Genomic DNA, 24868 nt, shown 5'->3' on the forward strand with positions numbered 1-24868 from the left:
TTTAAACATATACCATGTATCTCCTGAATTTTAAAATCGCTTTAAGGAACCTATTGAGGAATAAAATGGCATCATTGATCAATATCAGTGGTCTGGCAATTGGTTTGGCTGCTTGTCTGATGTTATTGCTTTATGTATCCTATGAATGGAATTTCGACCGGGGCTTTAAAAAGTCCAGTGACACTTACCAGCTGATGTTTAATTTTTATGGTGCTGATCATCATATCCGCTCGACGGGAAATCAATCCCCTAATACGATCGCTACGGTGTTAAAAGAGGAAATGCCTGAGGTTGAAAATGTCAGCAGGATATTGTGGGCATCGAGGCGCTTGCTGGCGAATGGAAAAAATTCCTTTAAGGTTAGTGGACGTTATGCAGATCCGGAGCTGCTGAAGATATTTGATTTTAAAGTGCTTCATGGAAATTTGGAGAAGGCGTTAGATGATCCTCATTCCATCGTATTGACGGCAAGTACTGCCCGTAAATTGTTTGGAAGTACAGATGTTTTAAACCGCGGGTTAAAGTTTGAAAATCAGGTTGCCCTGAAAGTAACCGCTGTAATCGAAGATTTACCTCCGAATACAAGTTATGATTTTGATTGTCTGAATTCCTGGAAGTTGTATGAGCAGTTGAATACCTGGGTAATCGAGCCTAACTGGCACAATTATTCTTTTTTTACCTTGTTTACCCTTAAAAAAGGTACGGATGTGAGCTCGTTTAATAAGAAGATAAAGGACCTCAGCAGGAAACATGCACCCAGTACCATTTCGGAAGCAGAACCTTTTGCTTATCCATTGGTAAAGCTCCATCTGTATGACAGGTTTCTAAACGGAAAGGTAGATGGTGGGCAGGTTGACCGGGTAAGGACATTTGGGATATTGGCTCTCAGTATTTTAATCATTGCCTGTATCAATTTTATGAATCTTTCTACAGCGAGGTCTCAAAAGCGGGCAAAAGAGGTGGGAATTAAGAAGACCATTGGCGCTTCCAGATATTCTTTGGTGTCTCAGTTTCTCATGGAATCTTTATTGCTTACACTAGTTAGCGTTGTGATTGCAATTGTTTTGGTAGAGTTAAGTTTGCCGAAATTTAATCAGTTGGTTTCTGCGGAACTACACATTGCTTACGGTGATCCTTTGAACTGGATTGGGGTGATCCTATTGATCCTCTTTACTGGGATTATTGCAGGAAGTTATCCAGCCTTCTATCTTTCCGCTTTTAATCCTGTTCAAACCTTAAAGAAAACGGTTGGACTCAAAAGTGGTTTCTCTTTAAATTTCAGACAGGTTTTGGTGGTCATTCAGTTTGGTTTTGCAGTACTGCTCATCATTGCGACATTAATCATGTACGATCAGTTGGCTTATCTCAGAAAGAAACCCCTGGGATACCAGGTCAATGCATTGGTGGAAATGCCGCATGAAGGTAACCTCTATCTTAAATATGACCTTTTGAAAGAAAGGTTGCTGGCATCGGGGGCGATCACGTCCATGTGCCAGTCGTCGGGGAGTATTTCTCAGCATAATTCCAATAGCAGTGGGATGGAGTGGGAGGGAATGTCTGAAGGAGATAAAAAAATGTCTGTGGATCAGATTTTCACAGGCTATGATTTCGTGAAAACGAATGGCCTCAAACTTTCTGAAGGTCGGGATTTTACAAAGGGACTAAGTTCTGATAGTGTTGCAGTGATGCTGAGTAAGACTGCGGTGAAAATGATGGGACTCAAAAATCCGGTTGGACAGAATGTGGTTTTTCAGGATGTAAAGCGGCAGGTGGTAGGTGTATTTGAAGACATTGCCTGGGGAGATCTTGCAAAGAAAGAAAGGCCCATGATCATCGCTTATAATCCCAATAACAGTGATGTGATTACGATGCGCTTAAATACGGATAAAGATCTAAAAGATAATGTAGAAATGATCAGTAAGGTTACAAAAGAAATCAATCCTGATTTTCCTGTAGAGATCAAGTTTCTCGATCATCTGGTGGCAGAGAAGATCAGAGATGAAGCAACGATGGTTAGCTTGTCTAATCTATTTGGTGGGCTGGCCATATTCATCTCCTGTCTTGGTCTTTTTGGTTTATCGGCCTTTAGTGCAGAGCAACGTACAAAAGAAATCGGGGTACGGAAGGTGTTGGGTGCATCCGTGCCGGGGATCGTAAGGTTATTGTCTTTTAACTTTGTGAAAACGGTATTTGTGGCCCTCATAATTGCGATGCCCGTTGCCTACCTCATCATGAACAATTGGCTGAATAAATTTGATTATCACATTTCCATTGGCTGGGCGGTATTTGTGCAAACAGGAATCCTGATTGTGGTTATTGCATTGTTAACAGTGAGCTGGCAGTCTTATCGCGCTGCAAAAGCAAACCCAGTGGATGCATTAAAGTATGAGTAGCTTATCTTTGTGAAATGCAACGCAGTTTTACAGATCAGCTTAACCGTAAAATAAGTATCAATTATCCGCCAAAGAGAATCATTTCGCTGGTTCCTTCTCAAACAGAACTGCTGTTTGATTTGGGGTTAGACGCGGAAGTAATTGGAATTACTAAATTTTGTGTTCATCCGGATTCAAAGTTTAAGGAAAAAACGAAAATAGGGGGGACTAAGAAATTAAACCTCGATCTGATCCGTAGTTTGAAGCCTGACCTGATTATTGGTAATAAGGAGGAAAATGAAAAACTGCAGATCGAAGAACTGATGAACGAGTTCCCGGTCTGGATGAGTGATATTTATGATCTGGAGGATGCGAAGAAAACCATTAGTCAAATCGGAGAACTGATAAACAGGGAGCCTGAAGCAGCTTATCTGAATCATTTGATCCATGCTGGATTTAATGATTTGCAAACCTTAGCCCTCCAAAATAATTTGAGTAAGCGTGTTGCTTATCTGATCTGGAAAAAGCCGTATATGTTTGCCGGAAAAGATACTTTTATCAATCATATACTGGCCCTGAATGGTCTGAGCAATGTGATTAAAGAAAGCAGATATCCTGAAATGGACCTGGCAGCGCTGGATTTGCTGAAACCTGAGCTGGTATTTTTATCGTCGGAACCTTATCCCTTTAACGAGAAACACCTGGAAGAGGTCCGCGCCGTTTTACCGGAGGCGAAAGTGATGCTGGTAGACGGCGAAATGTTTTCCTGGTATGGAAGCCGGTTGGTGAAGGCCGTTCAGTATTTTTTTCAATTGCAGAAAGAATTGTATTGACCTTTTCTCAATCCGGATGTTTAGACATATGGGAAAGAAAAAAAGATTGAAATTTAAAGCGTATAGGATCAATATGTTAGCTTTTAGCGCTGAAATTAATTGTAAAAGAGTTTTGACTTTTAGAAACAATATCTATCTTTGCAATCCAAAACAATGACATCCTAACTGCGGAAGTGGCGTAATTGGTAGCCGCACCAGACTTAGGATCTGGCGCTTCACGGCGTGGGGGTTCGAGTCCCTTCTTCCGCACAAAACTAAACCCGGTCCATCAGATCGGGTTTTTTATTTCCATCTATTTCTAATTCATTTTCATTTACTTTTGTCCGGTTATTGTTCGATTACAGCGGATGACTGGAACGTCCCCCGAACGTACCTGAAACGTACCAACAACGTCGTTCTGATCAAAAAGACGTTGTTGGTACGTTTCAGAGCCGAATTTCGTACGTCCTGGTTATCCGCCCTGGGCGAAGGAATATGCCCGACAGGTACGATGTAATCCCGGTATTGATAAAAAATGAACTTATTTTAAAGTTTATTGGGATTTCTAAAAAACTATTCTATCTTTGCAATCCGAAATAAATACATCCTAACTGCGGAAGTGGCGTAATTGGTAGCCGCACCAGACTTAGGATCTGGCGCTTCACGGCGTGGGGGTTCGAGTCCCTTCTTCCGCACAACAATTGAAAACAGCTTCAAAAGGGCTGTTTTTCTTTTAAAAGACAAAATTCATTCTCTTCTTAGCTGGTGGGAAATCAATATGGTTTTTTAGTGTAGGTCGATGAAATTCAGACAATCTACGGACATAATTTTTTAAACTATGCGCTTTGAAATCAACAAAAAAACGAATATATTTGCGCCCTCGAAAAGGAAATTTGAGCGATGGATTGGAAGTCAATTCTTCCGCAATAAAAGTTCCTCCGCAACACGGGGGATTTTTTGTATAAAGACACTAATAATTATTGATTCAGAAAGATGAACATTACACAGGAAAAAATTAACGACTTAAATGCAGTCGTAAAAATTAAGATTTCACCTGAAGATTATACTGAAAAGGTTGATAAATCTATAAGAGAGCAAGCTAAAAAAGCAAACCTTCCTGGTTTTCGTAAAGGAATGGTTCCTGCAGCACATATTAAGAAAATGTACGGCAGAAGCATTTTGGTTGAAGAAATCAATACCCTGTTAAGCGAAACGTTAAGCAAGCACCTTACTGATAATAAAGTGGAAATCCTTGGTCAGCCTTTACCGGTAATGGATGATACTAAAGAATTCAAATGGGACAATACAGATGAGTTTGAGTTTGATTATGAATTGGGACTGGCACCTGAGGTAGATGTAAAAATCACTGCCAAAGATAAATTCACTCAATTTAACGTTAAGGCAGACGAAGAAACTTTAGCTTCCCGTATCAAAAATATCAGAAGAAGCTATGGCAAAATGACAAACCCGGAAGTTTCGGCAGATGATGACGTACTTTATGCCGAATTAGCACAACTTTCTGCTGATGGTTCAATTTTTGAAGGTGGCATCAATAGCACTGGTTCTATTCGTTTAGATCAGGTAGCTGATAAAAAGATCTTAAAGTCTTTAATTGGTTTAAAAAAGGATGATGTAGTTGAACTGGATGTTCAAAAAGCTTTCGATAAAAATGAGGTGATTATCGCCAAATTGTTAAACATTGCTGAAGAAGACGCTAAAGAATTACAATCTAAATTCCAGGTAACGGTTAAAAATGTAAACCGCTTAGAGGAATCGGATTTAAACCAGGAGTTCTTTGATAAATTATTTGGTGAAGGTGTAGTGACTGACGAGGCTGGTTTTACCGCTAAAATCACTGAGGAAGTAGAAAGCATGTTCAAGCAGGATGCTGACCGCAAATTGCAGAACGACATGTACACTAAACTAATTGAAAGTGTGAAAATGGAATTGCCTGATGAATTTTTACGTAAGTGGTTAAAAGCAACTAACGAGAAATTAACTGAGGCTGAATTGGCAGAAGGATATGATGATTTCGCTAAAAACCTTAAATGGACTTTAATCGAGAACAAGCTGATTAAAGATAACAACATCGAAATTAAATACGAGGATGTATTCCAAACTGCAAAACAACGTTTAGATGCACAGTTCAGAATGTATAGCCCAAGTCCGATGCCGGAAGATCAGTTGGCACAATACACTGCAACTTTCTTGAAAGAGAAAGACAACGCAAACCGCATTTTTGATGAAGTAAAAGCAATTAAAGTATTTGAATACATTCAATCAGTTGCCACTTTAGACCAAAAAGAAATAGCTTACAATAAATTTATAGAATTGAAGTAATCCAGGTTATACCCGATACTTTTAGTTTATAATACAGATAAGGCGGCTTTGTTAAGGCCGCCTTGTTTATATAAAGAGATTCGAGAATTTTACAATACCACAATAAATTACCAATTTAGTTTAATTAATTTGGTGAAAATTAGTCCGATAAATAGAGGAATATACTGATGAAACCTGCGCAGCAAGCTTCATCGCAATTAAAGAAAAATAGATATACTGATGAAAATAGACAAAGACGAATTTAGAAAATACGCAGTTAAACACCATCGTATTAATGGCTTAAACGTGGATCGTTTTATTGGTGCTACCAATAATTCTCCAAAAAGCATGACCCCTTATATCATTGAAGAGCGTCAGCTGAATGTTGCACAAATGGATGTATTCTCCCGTTTAATGATGGACCGTATCATCTTTCTGGGTGATGCCATTTATGATGGAAACGCGAACATTATACAGGCTCAGTTGCTGTTTTTACAATCTACAGATAACAACAGGGATATTCAGATTTATATCAACTCGCCAGGCGGTTCTGTGTATGCAGGTTTAGGTATTTATGATACCATGCAATACATTACTCCGGACGTAGCTACGATCTGTACTGGTATGGCTGCTTCAATGGGAGCAGTATTATTAGTAGCAGGAGCCAAAGGTAAACGTGCTGCATTACCGCATTCACGTGTGATGATCCATCAGCCTTCAGGTGGTGCACAGGGAGTTGCTTCAGATATGGAGATCAACTTAAGAGAGATGCTTAAATTAAAGAAAGAATTATATGACATCATTTCAAACCACTCCGGACAAAGTTACGAGTGGGTAGAGAAGGCTTCAGACCGTGATTACTGGATGAAAGCTGACGAAGCGAAAAGCTTTGGAATGATTGATGAGGTGCTGGGAGCGAATAACAAAGAAAATAATGGCTAAACAAAACAAAGAATCTCGTTGCTCTTTTTGTGGTTCAGGTAAGCAGGATACTTTAATGCTTATTGAAGGACTGGATGCATACATTTGTGATAAATGTGTGACCCAGGCCAATCAACTCCTGGTACAGGAGCTTGGAAGTAAGAAGGCAAAATCTTTGGATTCTTCTGTTACCTTATTGAAGCCTATGGAAATCAAGGCGCATATTGATCAATACGTAATTGGTCAGGATGATGCTAAGAAAGTCCTTTCTGTAGCGGTGTATAACCACTATAAGAGATTAGGCCAAAAGGTAAACCAGGAAGATGAAGTAGAGATTGAAAAATCGAATATCATGCTGGTAGGGGAAACCGGTACCGGAAAAACGTTACTTGCAAAAACGATTGCCAAGATCCTGCATGTTCCTTTTTGCATTTGCGATGCGACGGTCCTTACCGAAGCCGGTTATGTAGGAGAAGACGTGGAAAGTATTCTGACACGTCTGCTTCAGGCTGCGGATTATGATGTCGCTTCAGCAGAACGTGGAATCGTTTATATTGATGAGGTGGATAAAGTAGCGCGTAAGAGTGATAATCCATCTATCACAAGAGATGTATCGGGAGAAGGCGTGCAACAGGCTCTACTAAAGATTTTAGAGGGGACTATAGTGAATGTTCCACCTCAGGGCGGACGTAAACATCCTGATCAGAAAATGATCCCTGTAAATACCAATAATATCCTGTTTATCTGCGGTGGTGCATTTGATGGTATTGAGCGTAAGATTGCAAACCGGTTACGTACTCAGGCCGTTGGTTATAAAGTGAAAAAGGACGATGCAGATCTTGATCTTAAAAATCTGTATAAATACATTACCCCTCAGGATTTAAAATCTTTTGGTTTAATTCCTGAACTGATTGGTCGTGTGCCTGTTTTAACGCACCTTAATCCATTGGATAAAGCAGCTTTACGTAATATCCTGACAGAACCTAAAAATTCTTTGTTTCGTCAGTATGTTAAGTTGTTTGAATTCGAAGGAGTGAAGCTGGTATTTGAAGATGAGGTTCTTGACTTTATTGTAGATAAAGCAATGGAATACAAACTTGGAGCAAGGGGCTTACGCTCTATTTGTGAGGCAATTATGCTGGATGCGATGTTTGATATTCCTTCCGATCCGAGTATAAAGGAGTTGAGCATTACACTCGACTACGCGGTGGAGAAATTTGAAAAGGCCGACTTTAAAAAGTTAAAAGCAGCTTAAAAAATTTAATCCCCGTTTTACGGGGATTTTTTTTAACTTGTTATTTTAGGGTTTTATCCCGGGAAGATCTCCCCTTAAGCCTGATTACCTTTAGTATCAAAGGAAAGCACCGGCCGGAAAACAGCAAGAATTATGAATAATAGAAAAGGAGAAAATATATGAATGAAGAATTAGAAGTAAACAAAAATGGAAATGAGAAAAAGGGAAAAAAAGTTAAAGAAGTCGAATCTCCGGTAAAATCAGGATTAAAATCTAAAGGTGATATTGTTAAAAATTGGCTGCCAAGATATACTGGCAGAGCGTTGGAGGAATTCGGACAATATATTCTGTTGACCAATTTCAGTAAGTATGTTCAGATGTTTTCCGAATGGCACGACAATGCACCTATTTTAGGTCTGGATAAACCAATGCAAAGTGTAACAGCCAATGGTATTACCATTATCAATTTTGGAATGGGAAGCCCTATGGCGGCAACAATGATGGACTTGCTGACCGCTATCAGTCCTAAAGCGGTATTGTTTCTTGGCAAATGCGGGGGCTTAAAAAAGAAAAATCAATTGGGTGATCTTATTCTTCCAATCGCAGCGATCAGGGGAGAAGGTACCTCTAATGATTATTTTCCTGCTGAGGTTCCGGCATTACCTGCCTTCGCTCTTCAAAAAGCAATCTCTACGACCATTCGTGACCATTCCAGGGATTATTGGACCGGGACTTGTTATACCACCAACCGCAGGGTCTGGGAACATGATAAGAACTTTAAAAAATACCTGAAAAGTTTACGTGCCATGGCTGTGGATATGGAAACGGCTACCATCTTTACGACAGGCTTTGCAAATAAAATCCCAACAGGAGCATTACTATTGGTATCTGATCAGCCTATGATCCCTGAAGGTGTGAAAACGGCAGAAAGTGATAGCAGTGTAACCAGTAATTATGTGGAAACACACTTGAAAATTGGAATTGATTCTTTAAAACAGTTGATTAATAATGGATTAACAGTGAAACACTTGCATTTTTAATCTTCATCTGCACTTTTAGGATAATCAAATTCTAATAAATTTCCGGTATGGTGGCTTATCTGTTCCCATTTATCAAATGGAAACTCTATAAGCACTGTACCACATGTAGGGACGTTATAGATATTCGCATTACTCAGATAATTGGCGAAATCTGTAAGCCCTGGATTGTGACCAAATAAAGCAACCCTTTCGTATTTATCACTCAGCTTATTTACCACTTTTAATAAGGCTGTTACATTGGCTTCGTAGATAGAAGTTTCTTCCTGAATCTGACTTAAGGGTTTGTTCCATACCTCAGCAAAATTTTTTGCGGTAGTAAGTGCGCGTAAAGCCGGACTGCTGACTACCAGTTGGGGGACTAAATCTTTATGAAGAATCCTGGTTGCCATTTCCGGCGCATTTCTTAGGCCTCTGGAATTTAAGGGCCTGTCAAAATCCGATAGATGGCTATTACCCCATTCAGATTTTCCGTGTCGTACTAAGAGAAGTTGCTTCGCCATGATTGAGTTTATTTATTACACTATTTACAACAGTTGATTCCGCTAAATTGTTCATGCAGGCAAAGTCTCCCCGGTAACAAGGAACATTGCCGTAAACAGAACATGGCCGGCAGTAAAGATCAACCTGAACAACATCTGCCATAGATTGTCCGTAACCTAAAAATCCGGCATAAGGATGAGTAGCGCCCCATACAGACACTACTGGGATGTTCTGTAAAGATGCCAGGTGCATCCCCGAAGAATCCATACTAAGCATGACATCCAGGTTGGAGATGAACTTTAACTCTTCTTCCAGTTTAATTTTTCTGACCAGAGAACGGATGTTCTCGTGCTTTGAAGCCCAGCTGTCTGCGATTTCTTCTTCTTCTGCCGTGCCGCCCAGGATAAATAACTGATACCCCAAGCTGGCAAGTCTGTAGACCACGGATTCCATTTTATGCAAAGGATATATTTTTTGCAAATGCTGGGCAAAAGGGCTTACCCCAATCCATTTTTGTGTTTTGGCCGGGAATATCTCGGCAGTCAGACTTGCTGGCTGAGCGGGTTCTAATGTATTGGAGAGGGCAAATGGGTATCCTAGTTTTTTGAAGACCTCTGCATATCTTTCCACGGTTTGCGGAAGAGGGCGTAGGACTTTGTCTTCTTTACGGGTCAGTGCAGATTTATCCTTTCGGCCTTTGTCTATCATAACGAGTTTTACTCCTTTGAAGAAGAACAGCAAACTTAAAATTCTGCTCCTCAGGTTTTGATGCAGGTCAGCTACTGCTGTAATCTCATGTTTGTTTAGTTCTCTGAAAAGTCTGATCAGACCAAAAAAGCCCTTATGTTTTTTTTTGGGATCAAATGAGATAAAGCTGAGGTTGTTCACCTCATTAAAGAAAGGTTTGAAAAGCTCACGGCTAATGTAAAGCAGCGGTATATCGGGGTAATGTTGGTTGAACTCTTTTAAAATGGGGGCAGTCATCGCTACATCCCCCATGGCGGAGAAACGGATTACTAATATTTTAGCAGTTTCTTTTGGCATTAATTACTTGGAATTGTAGAGCACGGGATTAAGACTGGGGTCATTATACATTTTCATTTGTTTATATACTTTCATGTATTTTGCTCCACTCTTAATATCAGCGATTAAGTCATCTAAGCTAGCAGAAAGATCGGTTTGTTGGTTTAACAAAATGTTAAGTTTATCCGTGCAGTTTTGTTTATGTTCTTCTGAGGCATCACTGCGCTGACTTTCTTCGTGCATATGGTATACCTTTAAGGCCAGAATAGAAAGTCTGTCTATAACCCATGCAGGACTCTCTGAATTGATTTTTGCAGTAGCAGAAGGAGTGATGTCTTTAAACTCTTCTAAAAAGAAGCTGTCAATATATTCTACCACATCAGTACGTTCCTGATTGGACGCGTCGATGCGGCGTTTCCATTGCAGGCCTTCTACAGGATTAATCTCAGGGTTACGAACCACATCTTCCATATGCCATTGTACCGTGTCAATCCAGCATTTCAGATAAAGCAGGTGTTCAATGGTGCCTATTTTATAGCTATTTTGAATCGGTTGGTCGATATTGTTGTGAATGTGATAGTCATTAATCGCATCCTGAAATATTTTATTGCAAAGCTTACTAATCATGAATCAAAGGTAAGGATAACTATTTTTTATTACTGAAGTATTCTGAGATATCTTGCAGGGACATGGCGTTGAGACATTGTGCTGCGGTTAAGCCACCCTTTCTTCCAATGAGCGTACCATAATGCATATCATGAAAGCCTTCCATACGGTGGGCATCCGGATTGATGGAAAGTAATACTCCTTTCTCCAATGCATACCTATGCCAACGCCAGTCCAGATCCAGACGTAAGGGGTTGGCGTTGATTTCTATAACCACATTATTTGCCGCACAGGCATCGATTACTTTTTCATAGTCAATAGGGTATCCCTTTCTGCTCAATAACAACCTTCCTGTAGGATGTCCGAGAATGGTAGTATAGGGATTCTCAATTGCTTTAATTAGCCTGGCAGTAGCCTTTTCCTCGTCCATACGAAGATTGCTGTGTACAGAGGCTACAACGAAGTCAAACGTTTTTAAGATGTCATCGCTATAGTCCAGAGAACCATCGTTTAAGATGTCGCTTTCAATTCCTTTAAAAATCCTGAAAGGGGCAAGCTGAAGGTTCAGCTTGTCAATTTCCTGATGCTGGGCATATAAACGTTGTTCGTTCAGGCCATTTGCATAAAATGCAGACTTTGAATGGTCGCAGATACCAAGATATTCCATTTTAAGGTTATCCTTACAGAAAACGGCCATTTGTTCCAGGGTATGCACCCCGTCACTCCAGGTAGAGTGGTTATGTAAACTGCCTTTCAGATCTTCATATCTGATCAGTTCCGGGAGCTTGTTTTCTTTGGCCAGCTGAACTTCGTTGAGCCCTTCTCTGAGCTCCGGCATGATAAATGCCAGACCTGCAGATCGATAAATTGCCCCTTCATCCTCAAATGGTCCTGTGCCTGCTAAGGCAAGTATTTCATTTACATGTTGTTCACTACCGGTAAGTTTAAACCAATTCAGGTAAAAATCTTCTTTTTGAACGACATGCAACTGGACTTTGAGTCCGGAGGTGCCGACTGCTGCATAACTGCCATCGGCTTGTTCTTCAAAAGCAATCCCTTCAAAGGATGAAATTTTCTCCTGTACCTCTGCTACCTGATCTGCTCCAATCAGAAAAGGAACATCTTCTATAATTTCCATACACCGGCGGTATGCTCCGGCAATGCCTAACAGCGGTTCACCGTTAATGGTATTCAGCCAAACTGCTAATGCAGTATATAACGTGTTCACAGTGCCTTCAGCATGGGCATAAAGGAATTTTCCTTGTCCTGCCATTCTGAATTCAATGATCTTTTTAATCTCTTCCTGAGTTTTTAAGCCAAAACCTTTTGCCTCAATAAGCCTGTTCTCATTACAGGCATAGTATAGTTCTCCGATATTTTCAATACCAAGATCTTTCCAGATCACTCCGATCTTTTTTGGGCCTATGCCTTTGATCCCCAGCATTTCTACAATACCCTCAGGCGTTTCCGCAAGAATCTCATTTAAGTCGGTCATCGTGCCTGTTTCCAGTAACTCCCAGACTTTAGAAGAGATGCTCTTTCCAAGACCATCGATCCGGGCAATTTCTTCCAGGCTCTTGCCTTGAATGGCATAAGGTAATTTGTCTACTTTAAAAGCAGCATTAGCTACTGATTTAATCTTAAAAGGGTTCTCATTGTGCAATTCCATCAATTGAGAAAGCAAGCGCAAGTTGCGTGCAATGGTTTTATTTTCCATGGGATGCTAAATTAAATAAAAAGCCGCGGTTTTCCGATTAATTAAGAACTGGATAGGGGAGGCTGTCTACAATTTTCTCATAAAAAAAGGGGGCTAAGCCCCCTTTTACCAGTATCTTAATCTATTGAACTGTAATGTCGAACGGCATTCTGGCCTGAATCCCTGATTTGGAAATTGCGGCTTTTATTTGTTGATAAATCAGATAATTTGCACCCAATTCCTGTTTTGCATAATGGGTTTTTATTTTATCGGCAGAGTTATCCAGTAATGAGCGGATCGGATCCAGCATTTCCGGATATTCTACAATTCTGTATTCCTGAATTTTTGCTTTTTTCGCAGCTGCTAAGATCGCATCATTGAAATTTCCTGTTCTGTCTGCCAGGCCGATTCTAACCGCATCAGTTCCGACCCATACGCGGCCTCCTGCAATGCTGTCCACATAAGCTTTACTTTTCTTCCGGCCATCAGCTACACGACTAATGAAGCTGTCGTAGGTCCGGTTTACGCCATTCTGAATAATCAGTCTTTCTCCTGGTGTCATTGGACGGTTAACGCTCATGATATCGGCGTATTGTCCGGTTTTTACGCCATCAAACGTAATTCCAAGTTCTTTATTCATTAACTTCTGGAAGTTAGGGATCATTCCAAATACGCCGATAGAGCCAGTAATGGTATTGGGTTGTACAAAAATGGAATCCGCAGCACAAGCAATGTAATAGCCACCGGAGGCAGCGACATTACCGAAAGAAGCGATAACAGGTTTTACTTTCTTTGTAAGGACTACTTCTCTCCAGATCACATCAGATGCGAGTGCACTACCGCCTGGTGAGTTCACCCTTAAAACAATCGCTTTAATGTTTGAATCTGTTCTGGCCTTTCTGATTGCTCTGGAAATTCTTTCCGAGCCAATCTGATCGTTATCCCCTTCTCCTCCCATAATATCTCCGTTGGCATAGATCACGGCAATTTTGGTTTTATTGGTATTTCCTTTACCAGACATGATTACATTTTTTGCATAGTCATTAATGGTAATAGTGGAAAGATTGTTTTTTTTCTCTGTGCCGCTAATCGACTTCAATTCATCGAGGATTTCATCTTTGTATCTTAGTCCATCCACCATTTTATATTTTTCTGCATCTTTTGGTTGCTGAATTTTATAATGATCGGCGATCTGGAAAAGGCTGTCTTTGCTGATGTTCCTGCTTTTGGAAATGTCGGCAAGAAAGGTCGCATATAATCCGTTTAGGTAGGCGGTAACCTGCTCTCTGTTCTTATCACTCATTTTATCGGCTATAAATGGCTCAACAGCACTTTTATAGGTGCCGACTCTGATGATTTGTGCTTCTATTCCTAATTTATCAAGGGCACCTTTAAAGAACACAAGCTGTGAGTTGAGCCCTTTAAACTCCAATGCACCTTCAGGGTTCAGATAAACCTTATCAGCGGCCGAGGCCAGGTAATAAGCCCCCTGGGTATAGACCTCACTATAGGCAATGATTTTCTTTTTACTGGTTTTAAAATCCAGAAGGGCATCTCTGATCTCTTTCATGTTGGCAAAGCCTGCATTCGGAGAAGTGACGTTCAGGTAAATACATTTTATATTGTCGTCTGTTTTTGCTTCTTTCAGTGCTTTGATAATATCCGTAAATCCAATACTTTTTTGTCCCTCATCTCCAACAATAGGAAGTTCGGATAGGGGATCGTTGAAGGTACGCTCGGTTACTGACTGATCCAGATTAAGATAAAGCACTGTGTTACTGTCTACTACTACACTTTTGTCTTCACCTATTGACGAGACAACACCCACTATGATGGAAACGAGCAAGATTACAAACAGTATCATAGATAAGATGACACCTACGATAGTTGCAAAAACATACTTAAAAAATTCTTTCATTTGACGGTTAAATATTTAATTTGTAAATATAGGTAAAAAAATGCCTGAGGCTTTTATATGCAGTTGGATAGTAAAAATGTTTATTTGTTACTGGGAAGTAATTTGGGAGATCGGGAAAAGCTTCTGACGACTGCAATTGTGCAGATAGAAAATGAGATAGGTGATGTCTTTTCCAGGTCCTCGTTGTATGAAACTGCTGCCTGGGGAAAAGCCGATCAGCCTTCTTTTCTAAATGTCGCAATAGGGTTGAGCACGGTATTGAGTCCGATGGATGTATTGCAGAAAGTGTTGAAAATTGAAGAGAATTTAGGCCGGATCCGGGAAGAGAAGTGGGGTGCCCGCTTAATTGATATTGACCTGATTCTGTTTGGTGATCTGATCGTGGATTCCGGAACAACGCTTCAGATTCCTCATCCTCATATGCAGGATAGAAAGTTTGTTTTGATGCCCTTAGCGGAGATTGCAGCTGATGTAATTCATCCTGTTTTTCACAAGAGTGTATCAGAAATATTAGGTATCTTAGATGATAATTTAACTGTAACAAAAATTTAATTTATTAATTTTGTTTAATGATCGACCCAAATAAAAATAACGAACCTCTGGACCTTTCCTACCTTAAGGATATGTCTGGAGATAGCGCTGAATTTATTATAGAAATGTTAGACCTGTTTAAAGCTCAGACTCCCGCTTATGTTGCGGACTTAGGAAAGGCTATTGCAGATAAAGACTGGGCACGTGCTTCGAGCTGTGCACATAAGATAAAGCCTACTTTTGCATACGTAGGGCGCAATGATGCTAAAGATCATATGCAAATGATGGAGCGTAATGCCAGGGAACTGAATAATGTGGAGGAATTACCACAGGCATTTAGCGAGATCAGTGCTTTTGCGGAAGTTTTATACAGACAACTGGATCAGGCTAAAGCCGAATTGGAAAAACGGCTTTAACTTTTAGCCGTTTTATGTTCTATGATAGACAATATGATATATAGAACTAAAATAAGTGGAATACCAACAAATTTGAAGAGGGTGAGCAACAATACAGACGAGACAATTAAGATGTATCTGAATGTGTTTTCCGCCAAACCAAAGCTCTTGAATTTTAATGCGATTAAAGGCAGTTCACTAATCAACAGGTAACATACCAATGGAATAAAAGCCAGATATAACAGAACTGTAGTTGTTGAACTGTCAAAATAAAACACATCACTTTCGTAAATAAACGGTACAGAAGCGATTACTGCTGAAATTGCAGGAGTAGGAACGCCTATGAATTTATCTGTTTGTCTGGTGTCCAGATTGAATTTTGCCAGCCGGTAAGCCGAAAATACAGCCACAAAAAAAGCAAGGTAAGAAAGGACCGGGAAATCAGTATAACCAAAAAAGGATTTTGGAGCCATATGAAATAAGATGACTGATGGCAGTACGCCAAAACTCACCATATCTGCCAGGGAATCCAGTTCCTTGCCCATGGGCCCACTTACATTTAGCAGGCGGGCCGCAAAACCATCAAAGAAGTCAATGATTAAGGAAATAAGGATGCATAAAGCAGCAGACCTTAAATCCTGGTTGAAAGCGAAAACAATACCAATACATCCGGTGAACAGGTTCGCGGAAGTAATGGCATTGGGGATCTGTTTAACTATCATTTAAAAGCTTTTCTGATCAATTAGCTATTCATGGAAATCAGGAACTCTTCATTTGTCTTTGTATTTCTGATCTGCTGCTGTACAAACTCCATGGCTTCCTGTGCGTTCATATCTGCAAGGTGGTTACGCAGGATCCAAACACGTTGTAACGTGTCTCTGTCGTGCAGTAAATCATCTCTTCTGGTACTTGAAGCAGTAATGTCAATTGCAGGGAAAATACGTTTGTTAGATAACTTACGATCCAGTTGAAGCTCCATGTTACCGGTACCTTTAAATTCTTCAAAGATAACCTCGTCCATTTTAGAGCCGGTGTCTGTTAAGGCAGTTGCAAGAATGGTTAATGAGCCACCTCTTTCAATATTACGTGCCGCACCGAAGAAACGTTTAGGTTTATGTAAAGCATTTGCATCCACACCACCTGACAGGATCTTTCCTGAAGCAGGGGCAGTCGTATTGTACGCCCTGGCTAATCTTGTGATCGAATCCAGAAGAATCACTACATCATGACCGCATTCTACCAGGCGTTTTGCTTTTTCAAGTACAATATTTGCAATTTTAACATGTCTTTCTGCCGGTTCATCAAATGTAGAGGCAATAACTTCAGCTCTTACGCTTCTTGCCATATCTGTTACCTCCTCAGGACGCTCATCAATCAATAGAATGATCAGGTAAACTTCAGGATGGTTTTTCGCAATGGCATTCGCTACCTCTTTTAATAGATTGGTCTTACCTGTCTTAGGTTGAGCCACGATTAACCCACGTTGTCCTTTACCTATTGGCGTAAATAAGTCAATGATGCGGGTAGAATAATTATTACTTTCTGTATAAAGATTCAATCTTTCTGTAGGAAAGAGAGGGGTCAGATAATCAAAAGGAACACGGTCCCTTACATCAGCAGGTAAACGTCCGTTAATGGTTTCCACTCTTACCAATGGAAAATATTTTTCTCCCTCTTTTGGAGGACGGATACTTCCTTTTACTGTATCACCTGTTTTCAAACCAAAGAGTTTGATTTGTGATTGTGATACATAAATATCATCTGGTGAAGATAGGTAATTATAATCTGCAGATCTTAAAAAGCCATATCCATCAGGCATAATCTCTAATACCCCTTCGTTAGTAATGGTATTGTCGAAATCCAGATTTGAATAGCTATTCTCGTTCTGTTTCTGATTTCCGTTATTATTAATGTTATTAGGATTTTTTGGAGCCCTGTTGTTTTCGTCTCTTGCGGGACGGTGTTTTTTCATTTCCTGAACAGGAGGTGCTGCAACAGCTTCTTCTTTCACTTCAGAAATAACTTCTGCAGCAGCTTCCGAAGGTGGAGCCACCACTTTTGACTGAGCTGATATTTTTTTCTCTTCTTTAACCGGACTGGCCTGAACAGGCTCATCGTCAAATAAGGATGTCCTGTTAAAGTTATTATTCTTGCTTTCTTCTTCCTCTTTAGGCGTTATTCTGATCCTTTTTCTGGTTGGTTTTTCAGCAGTATTTTCTTTTACAGTTTTTGTTTTTGTCGCTTTAACAGGTGCTTCACCTTCAACCGATTCCGCAGCTTGTTGCTGTTCTGTGATTTGTGCGATAATTTCAACTAGTTCGGCTTTACGCAACTCATCGGCATTTAGGATACCCTGGGTTTTAGCAATCTCACGCAACTCGGCGGTGAGCTTTTCATTTAATTCTGTTTTATTAAACATTATATGGGTGTAGAGAATTTTTTTAAAAAAAAGTATTTATCCAATTGAACAAAGCAAAAAATGCGATTATAAAAGATGGTATGGAACAAAATTTTATGAGATTTTCTGGAATGGTCAGATAAACTTTAGGGAATTACGCTACAATTGTATGTATTTGTAACTTAATCTCCAAGGAAAACTTAAAAATGTTTATAAAATTTACATTTAAAAGTTTCAGAAGAGGCTTTAAATCAACATGAAATTTGTCATCTTTGCACACAAAATTACCCGTAGATGAATAAAAAACAGCTATTTGAGCAGATCCAATTAAAAAAATCTTTTTTATGTGTAGGCTTAGATCCAGTAATGGAGAATATTCCTAAACACCTCTTAAAATACGAAAATCCGGTTTTGGAATTTAATAAGCAGATTATTGATGTGACTAAAGACCTGTGTGTTGCTTATAAACCCAACACTGCTTTCTTTGAATCTATGGGATTAAAAGGATGGGACACCTTGATCAAAACCTGGAAATATATTCCCAAAGATATTTTCACTATTGCTGATGCAAAAAGGGGAGATATTGGGAATACTTCTGCCATGTATGCAGATGCTTTTTTTAACGAAGCAAAGTCTGACATGAGTTTTGATGCCATTACAGTTGCGCCTTATATGGGGAAAGATTCTGTAGGACCGTTCCTGAACCACAAAGATAAATGGGTAATTCTGCTTGCATTAACTTCAAATGCCGGGCATAGTGATTTTCAGCTGCATCAGACTCCTGAAGGAAAACTTTATGAGGAGGTGATCCGGATTTCTTCCCAATGGGCAGATAGTGAACAATTGATGTATGTGGTTGGGGCAACCAGAGGAACCGAATTCAAAAATATCAGAAGACTGGCTCCCGATAATTTCCTGCTGGTACCAGGTGTTGGTGCTCAGGGTGGAAGTCTGGCAGATGTTTGTGAATACGGTCTGAATAAAGAGTGCGGTTTACTGGTTAATTCAGCCAGAGGAATTATTTATGCTAGTAACGGAGAGGATTTTGCCGATCGTGCCAGAGAAGAAGCTTTGAAATTACAACAAGAGATGGAGCAGATTTTAGCATCTGCTAAATTGATATGACCCAAAAAACAGATTTAAAACTCATTGGAGCTTTATTAGCTGTTGCCGTTGTTTGGGGAACAACTTATCTTGGAATCAGGGTGGCAGTGGAAACCATTCCACCCTGGTTCGTTGCCGCGATGAGGCAAAGCCTTGCTTCCCTTCTCCTGTTAATTATCCTGATCCGGAAAAAAGATCTGATATGGAAAGGCTGGCCATATTTCAGACGCCAGATGGTGTTATCTACATTGATGATCGTAATGGCAAACGGAATGACTACCGTGGCTGAACAAACCATTCCGAGCGGACTTACCTCTCTGTTAAATGCGCTGAATCCATTGGTGGTATTTATCGCCTGTGTACTTGTAGGTTTGCAGAAACCTTCCTGGAGAGGATTTTTGGGGGTGATAATTGGTTTTCTTGGTGTGGCGTTTATCTTCAGGGAAGGCATCAGTGAGTTGCTGGACCCTAACTATAAAACAGGAATTATGTTCCTTTGTTTTGCCATTAGCGGCTGGACGATTGGTACCGTTTATGCAAAAAAGAACAACCATAAATCCGATCATATTTTTCTTGACTTATTTTATCAGTTTGCGTTCTCTGCAATAGTTCAGTTCATTCTGGCTTTTATGTTTTCCGATGATATCGCTGTCGGAAACTGGTCATCACGTAGTCTCATCGCAGTAGCTTATCTGGCTGTTTTTGGCTCGGTATTTACTTTTTTCTGCTACCACTACGCCCTTAAAAGAGTAACCGCTACAGAGGTGTCTATCCTGACCTATTTTAATACCGTGATTGCTTTATTTCTGGGATGGCTCATTCTGGATGAGGTCATTACCATTGATATTCTGATTGCCACAGTATTGATTATTCTTGGGGTCTTTATTACGAATTATAAAAAGCAAAAAACAAAAGTCTCTTTGTGATAATTTAATTCTTTTGAGTTAAGTTAGCCTTAATGGACTTTTCTGAAAACTTTCTGCATTTTATTTGGCAATTCCAGCTATACAAAACATTGGATTTATTTTGTGTCGATGGAGAGCGGTTGCGAATACTGAATCCAGGCATTTCTAATAAAAATGCAGGACCTGACTTTAATCGTGCTAAACTTTCAATAGGAGGGATTACCTGGATTGGCGATGTTGAAATTCATATCAAATCCTCTGATTGGTTGCTACACGGACATCAAAAGGATCCGGCTTATGACTCGGTAATTTTACATGTTGTTTATCAATATGATTTGCCGGTTTACAGGAAAGACGGGAGCGTACTTCCGGTATTGGTATTGGAAAAGCTGTTTCCAGAACAGCTTTTAGACCATTATGATCAATTGATTAATTCTATAAACAAATTCCCTTGTGAAAAGCAGATAAGGGAAATAAATTCTGTTGTTATCAACGGCTTTTTATCCAGAATGATGGTAGAACGTTTAGAGCAAAAGTCGGCCCAGGTCTTTGATAAGCTGGCGAGGCTGGCCGGGGATTGGGAGGCAACTTTTTATTATTTCATGGCTAAGAGTTTTGGGTTTAAGGTAAATGAAATTCCCTTTGAGCTTTTGGTAAGCGCTCTGCCACTTCAGGTGCTTAGAAAACATCTGAACAATGCTTTACAGGTAGAAGCCCTTCTGTTTGGTCAGGCCGGCTTTTTATCCGGATCTTTTAAAGATGAATATCCGCGGAAGTTAAAAAAGGAATACCTTTTCCTTCAAAAGAAATATGGTTTAAAACCAATAGGGCCCGGAGCATGGAAGTTTTTAAGAATGAGGCCGCAGAATTTCCCGACACTGAGATTGGCACAGTTTTGTGGATTAATGATAAAGTCTGATCGTCTATTTTCCAGGATGCTGGATATTGAACATTTGCCTGATCTGGTTAAGCTATTGGAAAATCTGCAGGTTAATCCTTATTGGCTTAGTCATTATCATTTTAGAAAGGAGACAAAAAAGGTGAGATTACAGTTGGGGACCAGATCTGTCCATCATTTGATTATCAATGCCATTTGTGTATTCCTGTTCTCTTACGGAAAATATGTAGATCAACCTCAGTTCATCAGTCGTGCGATAAATCTTTTAGAGCAAATGCCTGCTGAAAATAACGCAATTATAGGCTGGTACAGGGCTTCAGGCATTGTTGTTGACAATGCTTTTTTCTCTCAGGCATTGCTTCAGTTAAATAAATACTATTGTGCTCAAAAAAAATGCTTAAATTGTGGTATCGGAATCAAGATATTAAACAAATAACATGTTCCAACGAATCATTACATTTTTTGAAAAGCAGAGTTTTGGGGTATGTACCTATCTTGCAGAACGATTGAATATGTCAATCGGCAAAATAAGGTTGTTTTTTATATACTCTTCATTCTTAGCCATAGGTTTTCCTATCATATTTTATATCCTTGCGGCTTTAGTACTGGATGTGAGACATTATATCAAAAAGATCAGATTACGGATTTGGGATGCTGACTAAATCTTAAGTATTGCGGCGATTTCCGGAAAACCTTTTTCTTCAGCGAGGTCAGCAGGTAGTTTTCCACCTTCCATACGCACATTTAAGTCTGCGGAATATTCAAGTAACAGGATAATAAGCTCTATATTTCCAGTTTGCGCAGCTGCATGTAAGGCAGTAAATCCAGCTTGTTGTTTCACATTTACTTCCGCTCCTGCCTCTAAAAGCATTTTGGTAATGTTGTAACTTTTAGCGGCAACCGCAGAATGAATAGGGAATACATTGAAACCATTATTTGCCGCTGTATTTACCGAAGCCCCTCTGGAAATTAATAATCTTGTAATTTCTTCATGTCCGAAATAAGCTGCTAATCCAAGAGGAGTAAAGCCATCTTTGGAGAAGGAGTTAACCAGATCAGGATGTTGGTCAAGGAGATCAGAAGTTTCCTGAAATTTCCCCAGAGCGCATGCTTCAAAAAGACTGATGTTTTTTGAAAAACCTGCAATTACAGCTGCAATGATCGGTTTTTTATAATAACATGCAAGCAAAAGAGGAGATACCCCATGACTGGTTTCCTTTGTTGTCAGTTCCGGATGCCTGGTTAGCAAATCAGAAATCTCTTGTTTTTTATCTGTTTCTATGAATGTTTCAAGCTGAGAGATGTCCATTGTTGAGTTTAGAGGTCTTAAAATACATAAATAAAATAACAAATTTAAAATGAGATAGGGATAAAAAAAATCCCGTCAAACATTTTTATCTGACGGGATTACCTTAAAACAAAACTTATCTCTAATTAAAACTTAAACGCTATATGTATGACATCAAAGGTTTTAAATGGTTTAATCAGCCGCAGAAATCTGATCAGATAAGCCATTCAAATCAGCAATAATTTTTATTTAATAAGTACAGGTTTAAATGTATTTATAATAACTTAGTACATACAACTATATGTTTTATATTTGTTGATTATAATATTAGTAACGAAAAATGTCGGTAAGGGGAAATCAGTTCAGGTCCAATTCATTTAAAAACGAGTCCGGTGATAAGCAGAGCTCGAAGTCATCAACAAACAGACCAGCCAGGGAGAGATTTAACATCATGCCGCGTCTTGATTTTCAGAATGGGAGACTGTTTAAGATCATAGGGTTGGTGTTTGTGATCATGTCTCTGTATTTCCTGATCGCTTTCACCTCCTACCTTTTCACCTGGCAGGAGGATCATAGTTATGTGATCGATGCGAACGGAGGCTGGGGAAATCTTTTCAAAACATACGAAGAACTTCAACAGGTAAATATTACTCCCGTAGTCTCTAATTGGCTGGGTAAAATAGGCGCTTTATTATCCCACCAGTTTATTTATGAATGGTTTGGTTTGGCCTCTTTCTTATTCATCTTTGTATTCTTTGTAATTGGTTACCGCTTATTGTTTAAGGTGAAAATATTTTCCATTGAAAAAACACTAGGTTATAGCTTATTCTTTTTACTGTTTATCTCACTGACGCTTGGATTTGCGCATTCCTTTATGAATGATGCCCCGCATTATCTGGAAGGAGAATTTGGTTACTGGACAAATAAATTGCTCACAGCTCAGATTGGCAAGGCCGGAGTAGCGGGACTGATCGTATTCTTAGGACTAACTATTCTTATTGTTGCCTATAACATTGATTTTAAATTACCTCAGCGTAAAAAAGAAGAGGCCATCATTCCTGATGTTCCTGAAGATATAGAAATTGAAAATGAAGTCCGTTCTGAACCGGTAGAATTTAATCTGAATGACCGCTTAGGCAGAGAACGTAAGAAAGAACAAAATGTGGTACTTAACCCTTCCAGATTTGAAGAAAGAAATGAAATCGAACTGGAAAAAGAAGTTGTTCCTGCGTTTACTGCACCGGTTCCTCCGGTCAATGTAATGACTCCTCCACCTCCTGTAGTGGTTTCTCCACCAATAGAAATTACACCGGTAATGGAAGAGGAGCCAGAATTGGAGCTAACTATTGAGAAATCAGAAGAGGAGAAGAAATCTGATGAGCTGGTAGAACAATTCGGAAATTATGATCCGACGTTGGACCTCTCCAGTTACAAATACCCGCATCTGGACCTGTTGGAAAACTATGGTTCGAATAAGATTTCAGTGAATGCCGATGAACTGGAAGCCAATAAGAATAAAATTGTAGAGACCCTGAATCACTACAATATTGAAATTGACAAAATAAAGGCAACCATTGGTCCAACGGTGACTTTATATGAAATTATTCCAGCTCCAGGGGTAAGGATTTCGAAAATTAAAAATCTCGAAGATGATATTGCATTAAGCTTAGCAGCATTGGGAATCCGCATTATTGCTCCGATGCCTGGAAAAGGAACAATTGGTATTGAGGTGCCAAATATGCATCCTGAAATGGTATCCATGCGAAGTATTCTGGCTACGGAGAAATTCCAGACGACTACAATGGATTTGCCTATTGCTATGGGGAAAACGATTTCTAATGAAGTTTATATTGGTGATTTGGCGAAAATGCCCCATTTATTGGTGGCTGGTGCGACCGGACAGGGTAAGTCGGTGGGAATTAACTCTATTCTGGTTTCCCTGCTTTATAAGAAACACCCTTCACAGTTGAAATTTGTTCTGGTTGACCCTAAAAAGGTGGAGTTAACCCTATTTAATAAAATTGAACGTCACTTCCTTGCTAAACTTCCGGGTGAGGCGGATGCAATTATTACAGATACCAAAAAGGTAATCAATACCTTAAATTCTCTTTGTATTGAGATGGACCAGCGTTATGATTTATTAAAAGACGCCCAGGTAAGAAATCTGAAAGAGTACAATGAGAAGTTTATAAAAAGAAAACTAAATCCTAATAATTCCCATAGATTCCTGCCCTATATTGTGCTGATCGTGGATGAGTTTGCAGATTTAATGATGACTGCGGGTAAGGAAGTGGAAACACCGATAGCACGTTTAGCACAGCTTGCCCGTGCGGTAGGTATTCACCTGGTACTGGCTACACAAAGACCTTCGGTAAATATTATTACTGGTACGATTAAGGCAAACTTCCCGGCCAGGCTTGCCTTTAGGGTTTTGTCTAAAATTGACTCCAGAACAATCCTTGATAGTGGAGGAGCTGATCAGCTGATCGGTAGAGGGGATATGTTGTTGTCTACAGGAAATGACCTGATCAGGTTGCAGTGTGCTTTTGTTGATACACCTGAGGTGGACCGGATTTCGGAATTTATTGGTAACCAAAGGGGGTATCCTGAGGCTTATCAGCTTCCTGAATACATTGATGAAGCAGCCGAATCTGCTAAGCTGGACTTTGATCCGCATGATCGTGATGCGATGTTTGAGGATGCAGCACGGTTAATTGTAATGCATCAGCAGGGCTCTACTTCCTTGATCCAGAGGAAGTTGAAGTTGGGCTATAACAGAGCCGGAAGAATCATTGATCAATTGGAAGCTGCGGGAGTCGTAGGCCCGTTTGAGGGGAGTAAGGCCAGGGAGGTTCTGATCCCTGACGATTACGCTTTGGAACAGTTCTTGAATAATCTCAATAACGATTAACACGTAATTAGAGAAAA

At 39.7% G+C, this 24868-nt stretch carries 21 protein-coding genes and 2 tRNA genes; 15 read left to right on the forward strand and 8 right to left on the reverse strand.

The annotated features are described in order from the left end of the window. Window positions 1-14 precede the first annotated feature (14 nt). The 8 genes from BFS30_RS16095 (at window position 15) to BFS30_RS16130 (ending at window position 8698) form a co-directional block, all read left to right on the forward strand. Complete coding sequence (locus BFS30_RS16095) at window positions 15-2393, forward strand: ABC transporter permease (RefSeq protein WP_069380232.1); 2379 nt, start codon at window positions 15-17, stop codon at window positions 2391-2393. A 14-nt stretch (window positions 2394-2407) separates the two neighbouring features. Next, window positions 2408-3205 carry an ABC transporter substrate-binding protein gene (locus BFS30_RS16100; RefSeq protein ID WP_069380233.1) on the forward strand — a complete coding sequence of 266 codons (798 nt, stop codon included), beginning with the start codon at window positions 2408-2410 and terminating at the stop codon, window positions 3203-3205. A gap of 167 nt (window positions 3206-3372) precedes the next feature. Continuing rightward, window positions 3373-3454: transfer RNA gene (locus BFS30_RS16105), tRNA-Leu, on the forward strand. A 343-nt stretch (window positions 3455-3797) separates the two neighbouring features. After that, window positions 3798-3879, forward strand: a tRNA-Leu gene (locus BFS30_RS16110). A gap of 298 nt (window positions 3880-4177) precedes the next feature. Next, on the forward strand, window positions 4178-5524 hold the full coding sequence (gene tig / locus BFS30_RS16115; protein ID WP_069380234.1) for a trigger factor: 1347 nt from the start codon (window positions 4178-4180) through the stop codon (window positions 5522-5524). A 219-nt stretch (window positions 5525-5743) separates the two neighbouring features. After that, window positions 5744-6445: an ATP-dependent Clp endopeptidase proteolytic subunit ClpP gene (gene clpP, locus BFS30_RS16120; protein WP_069380235.1), complete on the forward strand. Its 702-nt coding sequence runs from the start codon at window positions 5744-5746 to the stop codon at window positions 6443-6445. Then, window positions 6438-7679: an ATP-dependent Clp protease ATP-binding subunit ClpX gene (clpX, locus tag BFS30_RS16125; RefSeq protein WP_069380236.1), complete on the forward strand. Its 1242-nt coding sequence runs from the start codon at window positions 6438-6440 to the stop codon at window positions 7677-7679. Before clpP ends, clpX begins: the two co-directional genes overlap by 8 nt. A gap of 158 nt (window positions 7680-7837) precedes the next feature. Further along, window positions 7838-8698, forward strand: a complete 861-nt coding sequence (locus BFS30_RS16130; RefSeq protein WP_069380237.1) for an AMP nucleosidase — start codon at window positions 7838-7840, stop codon at window positions 8696-8698. Here the strand turns inward: BFS30_RS16130 and BFS30_RS16135 are convergent. From BFS30_RS16135 to sppA, 5 genes are all read right to left on the reverse strand, one after another. Next, window positions 8695-9198, reverse strand: coding sequence for a SixA phosphatase family protein (locus tag BFS30_RS16135; protein ID WP_069380238.1), 504 nt, complete (start codon window positions 9196-9198; stop codon window positions 8695-8697). The two genes, BFS30_RS16130 and BFS30_RS16135, sit on opposite strands and share 4 nt — an antisense overlap. Further along, window positions 9158-10222: a glycosyltransferase family 9 protein gene (locus BFS30_RS16140; RefSeq protein ID WP_069380239.1), complete on the reverse strand. Its 1065-nt coding sequence runs from the start codon at window positions 10220-10222 to the stop codon at window positions 9158-9160. The genes BFS30_RS16135 and BFS30_RS16140 overlap by 41 nt, the downstream gene beginning before the upstream one ends. A gap of 3 nt (window positions 10223-10225) precedes the next feature. Continuing rightward, on the reverse strand, window positions 10226-10828 hold the full coding sequence (locus tag BFS30_RS16145) for a DUF4254 domain-containing protein (RefSeq protein WP_069380240.1): 603 nt from the start codon (window positions 10826-10828) through the stop codon (window positions 10226-10228). 19 nt (window positions 10829-10847) lie between these two features. Further along, complete coding sequence (locus BFS30_RS16150) at window positions 10848-12524, reverse strand: DNA polymerase/3'-5' exonuclease PolX (protein WP_069380241.1); 1677 nt, start codon at window positions 12522-12524, stop codon at window positions 10848-10850. 121 nt (window positions 12525-12645) lie between these two features. Beyond that, on the reverse strand, window positions 12646-14421 hold the full coding sequence (gene sppA, locus BFS30_RS16155; RefSeq protein WP_069380242.1) for a signal peptide peptidase SppA: 1776 nt from the start codon (window positions 14419-14421) through the stop codon (window positions 12646-12648). A gap of 57 nt (window positions 14422-14478) precedes the next feature. Between sppA and folK the strand changes: the two genes are divergently transcribed. Both folK and BFS30_RS16165 read left to right on the forward strand, forming a co-directional pair. After that, complete coding sequence (gene folK, locus BFS30_RS16160; protein WP_069380243.1) at window positions 14479-14973, forward strand: 2-amino-4-hydroxy-6-hydroxymethyldihydropteridine diphosphokinase; 495 nt, start codon at window positions 14479-14481, stop codon at window positions 14971-14973. Between the two features lie 17 nt (window positions 14974-14990). Beyond that, window positions 14991-15368: an Hpt domain-containing protein gene (locus BFS30_RS16165; RefSeq protein ID WP_069380244.1), complete on the forward strand. Its 378-nt coding sequence runs from the start codon at window positions 14991-14993 to the stop codon at window positions 15366-15368. Here the strand turns inward: BFS30_RS16165 and pssA are convergent. Both pssA and rho read right to left on the reverse strand, forming a co-directional pair. Further along, on the reverse strand, window positions 15365-16069 hold the full coding sequence (gene pssA / locus BFS30_RS16170) for a CDP-diacylglycerol--serine O-phosphatidyltransferase (RefSeq protein WP_069380245.1): 705 nt from the start codon (window positions 16067-16069) through the stop codon (window positions 15365-15367). The two genes, BFS30_RS16165 and pssA, sit on opposite strands and share 4 nt — an antisense overlap. Before the next feature lie 20 nt (window positions 16070-16089). Then, window positions 16090-17766, reverse strand: coding sequence for a transcription termination factor Rho (gene rho, locus BFS30_RS16175; protein WP_069380246.1), 1677 nt, complete (start codon window positions 17764-17766; stop codon window positions 16090-16092). A 273-nt stretch (window positions 17767-18039) separates the two neighbouring features. Here rho and pyrF point away from each other — a divergent pair, with 273 nt between their 5' ends. The 4 genes from pyrF to BFS30_RS16195 are packed head-to-tail and all read left to right on the forward strand — an operon-like array spanning window position 18040 to window position 21314. After that, on the forward strand, window positions 18040-18870 hold the full coding sequence (gene pyrF / locus BFS30_RS16180; protein WP_069380247.1) for an orotidine-5'-phosphate decarboxylase: 831 nt from the start codon (window positions 18040-18042) through the stop codon (window positions 18868-18870). Further along, on the forward strand, window positions 18867-19775 hold the full coding sequence (locus BFS30_RS16185; protein ID WP_069380248.1) for a DMT family transporter: 909 nt from the start codon (window positions 18867-18869) through the stop codon (window positions 19773-19775). Before pyrF ends, BFS30_RS16185 begins: the two co-directional genes overlap by 4 nt. Before the next feature lie 32 nt (window positions 19776-19807). Continuing rightward, a complete protein-coding gene (locus BFS30_RS16190) occupies window positions 19808-21088 on the forward strand; it encodes a DUF2851 family protein (RefSeq protein ID WP_069380249.1) in 1281 nt (426 codons plus the stop codon). Window position 21089: 1 nt separating this feature from the next. Beyond that, the gene (locus BFS30_RS16195; RefSeq protein ID WP_069380250.1) at window positions 21090-21314 is read left to right on the forward strand and encodes a PspC domain-containing protein; all 225 of its coding nucleotides are present in this window, start codon (window positions 21090-21092) and stop codon (window positions 21312-21314) included. On the opposite strand, the gene BFS30_RS16200 is transcribed toward BFS30_RS16195, so the two are convergent. Next, window positions 21311-21961 (reverse strand): ankyrin repeat domain-containing protein, encoded by a 651-nt coding sequence (locus BFS30_RS16200; protein WP_069380251.1) that lies wholly within the window; start codon window positions 21959-21961, stop codon window positions 21311-21313. The two genes, BFS30_RS16195 and BFS30_RS16200, sit on opposite strands and share 4 nt — an antisense overlap. A gap of 319 nt (window positions 21962-22280) precedes the next feature. Between BFS30_RS16200 and BFS30_RS16205 the strand changes: the two genes are divergently transcribed. Further along, window positions 22281-24851, forward strand: coding sequence for an FtsK/SpoIIIE family DNA translocase (locus tag BFS30_RS16205; RefSeq protein ID WP_069380252.1), 2571 nt, complete (start codon window positions 22281-22283; stop codon window positions 24849-24851). Window positions 24852-24868 lie beyond the last annotated feature (17 nt).

Origin of the sequence: Pedobacter steynii (assembly GCF_001721645.1) — a bacterium.
Taxonomy (GTDB): Bacteria; Bacteroidota; Bacteroidia; order Sphingobacteriales; family Sphingobacteriaceae; genus Pedobacter; species Pedobacter steynii_A.

What these genes read in the sequence shown, in the direction of transcription:
- BFS30_RS16095 (WP_069380232.1), top strand. Translation starts at nt 15, where the DNA reads ATGTATCTCCTGAATTTTAAAATCGCTTTAAGGAACCTATTGAGGAAT.
- BFS30_RS16100 (WP_069380233.1), top strand. Translation starts at nt 2,408, where the DNA reads ATGCAACGCAGTTTTACAGATCAGCTTAACCGTAAAATAAGTATCAAT.
- tig (WP_069380234.1), top strand. Translation starts at nt 4,178, where the DNA reads ATGAACATTACACAGGAAAAAATTAACGACTTAAATGCAGTCGTAAAA.
- clpP (WP_069380235.1), top strand. Translation starts at nt 5,744, where the DNA reads ATGAAAATAGACAAAGACGAATTTAGAAAATACGCAGTTAAACACCAT.
- clpX (WP_069380236.1), top strand. Translation starts at nt 6,438, where the DNA reads ATGGCTAAACAAAACAAAGAATCTCGTTGCTCTTTTTGTGGTTCAGGT.
- BFS30_RS16130 (WP_069380237.1), top strand. Translation starts at nt 7,838, where the DNA reads ATGAATGAAGAATTAGAAGTAAACAAAAATGGAAATGAGAAAAAGGGA.
- BFS30_RS16135 (WP_069380238.1), bottom strand. Translation starts at nt 9,198, where the DNA reads ATGGCGAAGCAACTTCTCTTAGTACGACACGGAAAATCTGAATGGGGT.
- BFS30_RS16140 (WP_069380239.1), bottom strand. Translation starts at nt 10,222, where the DNA reads ATGCCAAAAGAAACTGCTAAAATATTAGTAATCCGTTTCTCCGCCATG.
- BFS30_RS16145 (WP_069380240.1), bottom strand. Translation starts at nt 10,828, where the DNA reads ATGATTAGTAAGCTTTGCAATAAAATATTTCAGGATGCGATTAATGAC.
- BFS30_RS16150 (WP_069380241.1), bottom strand. Translation starts at nt 12,524, where the DNA reads ATGGAAAATAAAACCATTGCACGCAACTTGCGCTTGCTTTCTCAATTG.
- sppA (WP_069380242.1), bottom strand. Translation starts at nt 14,421, where the DNA reads ATGAAAGAATTTTTTAAGTATGTTTTTGCAACTATCGTAGGTGTCATC.
- folK (WP_069380243.1), top strand. Translation starts at nt 14,479, where the DNA reads ATGCAGTTGGATAGTAAAAATGTTTATTTGTTACTGGGAAGTAATTTG.
- BFS30_RS16165 (WP_069380244.1), top strand. Translation starts at nt 14,991, where the DNA reads ATGATCGACCCAAATAAAAATAACGAACCTCTGGACCTTTCCTACCTT.
- pssA (WP_069380245.1), bottom strand. Translation starts at nt 16,069, where the DNA reads ATGATAGTTAAACAGATCCCCAATGCCATTACTTCCGCGAACCTGTTC.
- rho (WP_069380246.1), bottom strand. Translation starts at nt 17,766, where the DNA reads ATGTTTAATAAAACAGAATTAAATGAAAAGCTCACCGCCGAGTTGCGT.
- pyrF (WP_069380247.1), top strand. Translation starts at nt 18,040, where the DNA reads ATGAATAAAAAACAGCTATTTGAGCAGATCCAATTAAAAAAATCTTTT.
- BFS30_RS16185 (WP_069380248.1), top strand. Translation starts at nt 18,867, where the DNA reads ATGACCCAAAAAACAGATTTAAAACTCATTGGAGCTTTATTAGCTGTT.
- BFS30_RS16190 (WP_069380249.1), top strand. Translation starts at nt 19,808, where the DNA reads ATGGACTTTTCTGAAAACTTTCTGCATTTTATTTGGCAATTCCAGCTA.
- BFS30_RS16195 (WP_069380250.1), top strand. Translation starts at nt 21,090, where the DNA reads ATGTTCCAACGAATCATTACATTTTTTGAAAAGCAGAGTTTTGGGGTA.
- BFS30_RS16200 (WP_069380251.1), bottom strand. Translation starts at nt 21,961, where the DNA reads ATGGACATCTCTCAGCTTGAAACATTCATAGAAACAGATAAAAAACAA.
- BFS30_RS16205 (WP_069380252.1), top strand. Translation starts at nt 22,281, where the DNA reads ATGTCGGTAAGGGGAAATCAGTTCAGGTCCAATTCATTTAAAAACGAG.